The organism is Clavibacter sp. MX14-G9D, from assembly GCF_032917815.1.
Classification (GTDB): domain Bacteria; phylum Actinomycetota; class Actinomycetes; order Actinomycetales; family Microbacteriaceae; genus Clavibacter; species Clavibacter michiganensis_K.
Genome location: NZ_JAVCVL010000222.1, coordinates 1 through 4,320, shown reverse-complemented (window position 1 = coordinate 4,320; position 4,320 = coordinate 1). Strand labels below are relative to the sequence as shown.

The 4,320-nt window shown below is 74.9% G+C and carries 2 protein-coding genes and 1 pseudogene; 2 read left to right on the top strand and 1 reads right to left on the bottom strand.

Annotated elements, in window-relative coordinates; genetic code table 11:
- The first annotated feature begins 225 nt into the window (after window positions 1-225).
- Complete coding sequence (locus Q6969_RS13490) at window positions 226-1,686, top strand: DUF2079 domain-containing protein (RefSeq protein WP_317230897.1); 1,461 nt, start codon at window positions 226-228, stop codon at window positions 1,684-1,686.
- 142 nt (window positions 1,687-1,828) lie between these two features.
- Here Q6969_RS13490 and Q6969_RS13485 read toward each other — a convergent pair whose 3' ends face one another.
- Window positions 1,829-3,268 (bottom strand): CitMHS family transporter, encoded by a 1,440-nt coding sequence (locus tag Q6969_RS13485; RefSeq protein WP_396335554.1) that lies wholly within the window; start codon window positions 3,266-3,268, stop codon window positions 1,829-1,831.
- Between the two features lie 135 nt (window positions 3,269-3,403).
- Here Q6969_RS13485 and Q6969_RS13480 point away from each other — a divergent pair.
- A pseudogene (locus Q6969_RS13480) lies at window positions 3,404-4,320 on the top strand (histidine kinase); the annotation flags it as partial.

The window sequence follows — 4,320 nt, the reverse complement described above, 5'->3', positions numbered from 1 at the left end:
CAGCAGGGGGCCGAGGTGGCCGCGACCGCGGGCGAACGAGAACAGCAGGTGGAGCGGGCGGGCGGGTGCGGGCACGGGGAGGCTCCCAGACGTCGGGTCGATCGGGCGCCCGACGCTACCCGGCACGCGGGAGGGGCGTCGGCGGGTGTCCACCGGCGGGCCGGCCGCGCGCCTGCCACCCCGCCGCCCGCCCGGATCCCCGGTCCCCGTGAGACCCTTGCGTCCGTGACCCGCGCGAACGCCCCGACCCGCCGCCACGCCGCGACCGGCCCCGAGCCGGAGCGCGCGGCCGGCGTCCTCGCGACCATCACCGGGGGGCGCGTGCCCGGCACCGTCGGCTCCGTGGTCGTCGCCGCGCTGGTCACCGCCGTCTACGTCCTGTACTCCGCGCTCGAGTGGCGCCGCTTCACCGTGAAGTCGTGGGACCTCGGCATCTTCACCCAGCTCGCGCAGGACTACGCGCGCCTGCAAGCGCCGATCGTCTCCATCAAGGGGGACGGCTTCAACCTCTTGGGCGACCACTTCCACCCGATCCTCGTGCTGCTCGGCCCCGTCCACGCCATCTGGCCGCACGCGTTCGCGCTGCTCGTGGTGCAGGCGGTCCTCATCGGGATCTCGGTCGTGGGCGTCGGCCGGCTGGCCGGCCGCGTCGTCGGGCGGTGGGGCGCGATCGCGGTCGCCGCCGCGTACGGGCTGAGCTGGGGGATCCAGGGCGCGGTCGCGTTCCAGTTCCACGAGATCGCGTTCGCCCTGCCGCTGCTGGCCTTCGCGCTCGACGCGGTCGTGGCCCGGCGCGCCCTCGCCGCCGCCCTGTGGGCGGCCCCGCTCGTGTTCGTGAAGGAGGACCTCGGCCTCACGGTCGCGGTCCTCGGCGCGGTCCTCGCGCTCACCCTCGACCGCCGCGTCGGCATCGCGCTGGCCGGCTGGGGCGTCGTCTGGTTCGGGCTCGCGACGACCGTGATCCTGCCGGCGTTCAACCGCGAGGCGCGCTGGGACTACGCGGCCAAGCTCGACGCGGGCAGCGTCCTGGCGGATCCGCTCGGCACGGTCGCGGGCCTCTTCGTCGCGCCGAAGGCCGAGACCGTCGCCCTCCTCCTCATCGCCGGCGCGCTCATCGCGCTGCGCTCGCCCCTGCTGCTCCTCGTCGTGCCGACGCTCGCCTGGCGCTTCCTGTCGCCGACGGAGTCGTACTGGGCGCCGGGGTACCACTACGACGCCGTGCTGATGCCGATCGTCTTCGCCGCCGCGATCGACGGGGTCGCCCGCGCGCGGGCGGGGCGCCAGAGCTGGCTGCGCGCCGCGTCGCGGGCGGCCGTGCCCGTGATGGCCGTGGCGGCGGTGGTGCTCCTCGTCCGGTCGCCCGTCGCCGAGCTCGCGCGGCCCGGCATCTGGGAGCCGGCTCCGCGGGCCGCCCAGGCGCAGGCGGCGCTCGATCAGGTGCCCGCCGGCGCCACCGTGCTGAGCGACATCGGGCTCATGTCGTACCTCGTCGACGACCACGAGGTGTTCTGGCTCGGCAACCCGGGCAACCCGGCGCCGCAGTACGTCGTGATCGACACCGTGGGCGGGGGCCTCGGCCAGGGCGCCCTGGACGCCGACCAGTACGGCGAGGCGACGCAGGCGGGCACGGTCTACGAGATCGTGTACGCCGACGCCGGCTACCAGGTCGCGCGCCGGGTCTCCTAGGCGCCGCCCGGATCCGAGCCCCGCGGCCTGGATCCGCGCTCGCCACGCGACCGCGGGGTCCCGCGCGCGCACGCACGGAGGCCGGGCGCTCCCCCGAGCCGCCCGGCCTCCGTGCGTGCGCGCTCCCGAGGAGCGCCGGCGATCAGATGGGGATCGCCGCCGTGAGCACGCCCACCGCGAGCATCACCAGCGAGACGAGCACCGCGCGCCACAGCACCTTGCGGTGGTGGTCGCCGAGGTTCACGTCGGCGAGCGACACGAGCAGCAGGATCGCCGGGACGAGCGGGCTCTGCAGGTGGACCGGCTGGCCGGTGATGGAGGCGCGCGCCATCTCCACCGGGTCGATGCCGTAGTTCGCGGCGCTCTCGGCGAGCACGGGGAGCATGCCGTAGTAGAACGCGTCGTTGCTCATGAAGAAGGTCATCGGGATGCTGAGCACGCCCGTGATGACCGCGAGCCCCGGGCCGAGCGCGTCGGGGATGATCGTGACGAGCCAGGCCGACATCGCCGAGACCATGCCGGTGCCGTTCAGCACGCCGATGAGGACGCCCGCCGCGAGCACCATCGAGACCACGCCGACCACGCTGGGCGCGTGCGCCGCGATGCGCAGGCCCTGGTCCTTGAGGTCGCGGAAGTTGACGATGAGGGCGATGGCCGCGCCGACCATGAAGACGTAGGCGAGCGGCAGCTGGTCCATGATCAGCAGCACGAGCACCGCGACCGTGAGGCCGAGGTTGAACCAGATGAGGCGCGGGCGGAGCGTCTCGCGGTCGGGGTCGAGCATGGTCGAGCCGACGGTGGAGACGGCGGCCGTCTCGGCGCGGACGAGTGACGGGGCCAGGGTGATGAGGCCGCCGCGCGGGGTCGCGGGGGCGCCGCGACCGGCGCGCCACCAGCCGGAGCCGCCCGTGGATCCGCCCGAGCCGCCGGCCGCGTCGAGGCCGCCCTCGGCCCGCGCCTCGCCGAGCGCCGCCAGGCGGCTGCGCTCGCGGAGGCCCATGGTCCAGGCGAAGATGAAGACGAGCGCGAGGCCCACCAGGAGCGACGGGATCATCGGCACGAAGATGTCCGTCGGCGAGACCTTGAGCGCCGCCGCCGCGCGGACGGTCGGGCCGCCCCACGGCACGATGTTGAGCGTGCCGTTCGCGAGGCCCGCCGTGCAGGTGAGCACCACGGGGCTCATGCCGAGCTTGCGGTAGATGGGCAGCATGGCCGCCGTGGTGACGATGAAGGTGGTCGACCCGTCGCCGTCGAGCGAGACCGCCGCCGCGAGGATGGCCGTGCCGAGCACGATCTTCGCGGGGTCGCCGCCCGCGACGCGGAGGATGAGGCGCACCAGCGGGTCGAAGAGGCCGACGTCGATCATGATGCCGAAGTAGATGATGGCGAACATCAGCAGGGCGGCCGTGGGGGCCAGGTCGCCGAGCGCCTCGACGACCATGTCGCCGATGCCGAGGCCGGCGCCCGCGAAGAGGCCGAAGATCGTCGGCACGAGGATGAGGGCGACCATGGGCGTCAGCCGCTTGGTCATGATGAGGGCCATGAAGGTGAGGACCATGGCGAAGCCCAGGAATACCAGCACGTGTGACTCCTTCGTCGGTGGGCGGGACGCCCGGCTGAACACCACACGCTAGGTCGGTGTCCGCGTCTCGTCGCGCTTGTGCCGCTTCATCGCGATAGTGCACGAAAACGTGGTTCTGCGCATTATGCTCACCAGGTGGATCGGTCGACGGGGCGACGACGGGCGGGGCTCGACTTCGCCCGCCGCACGCTCGTCCTGCAGCTGCTCGTCGTGCTGGTCGTCGTGGGCATCGCGACCGTCGCGTACGGCCTGCTCAGCTCCTCCGAGAACCGGCAGGAGGCGCAGGCGACGGCCCTCGCCATCGCCCGGACCGCCGCCGAGGACCCCGCGCTGCGGGCCGCCGTGACCGCCGAGACCGCGGATCCCGCGACCGCGGCCGCCGCCGACCTCGCCGACGGGCCCGTGCAGCGGACGGCCGAGGCGGTGCGCGCCCGGACCGGCGCCCTCTTCGTGGTGGTGACCGACGACCGGGGGCTGCGGCTCGCCCACCCCGACCCGGCCGAGCTCGGGCAGCTCGTGAGCACGGATCCGACGGTCGCGCTCGCCGGGCGCGAGGAGGTGACGTGGGCCACGGGGACGCTCGGGGAGTCCGCACGGGCGAAGGTGCCGGTGCGGGCGCTCGACGAGGCGGGCGCCGCGGGCGCTGCGGGCGATGCCGGCGGCCGCGTGGTCGGGGAGGTCAGCGTGGGCTTCGCCGCGGCGACCGTCCGCGACTCCATCGGCGTCGACGTCGCCGCCATCGCGGTGGTCGCGCTCCTCGCGCTCGGCGTGGGGGCGGTCGCCAGCGGGATCCTCTCCCGACGCCTCGCGCGCCTCACCCTCGGCCTCCAGCCATCCGAGCTGGCGGGCCTCGTGCAGGACCAGGCGGCCGTCCTCTCCGGCGTGGGCGAGGGGGTCCTCGGCCTCGGGCCCGACGGCCGCGTCACCGTCTGCAACCCCCGGGCGGCCGCTCTGCTCGGCCTCGTGGACCCGGTCGGCCGCACGCTCGACGACCTCGGCGTCGCGCCGGTGCTGCGGGAGGCGGTCGCGCGGGCCCGGGCCGGCACGGCGGC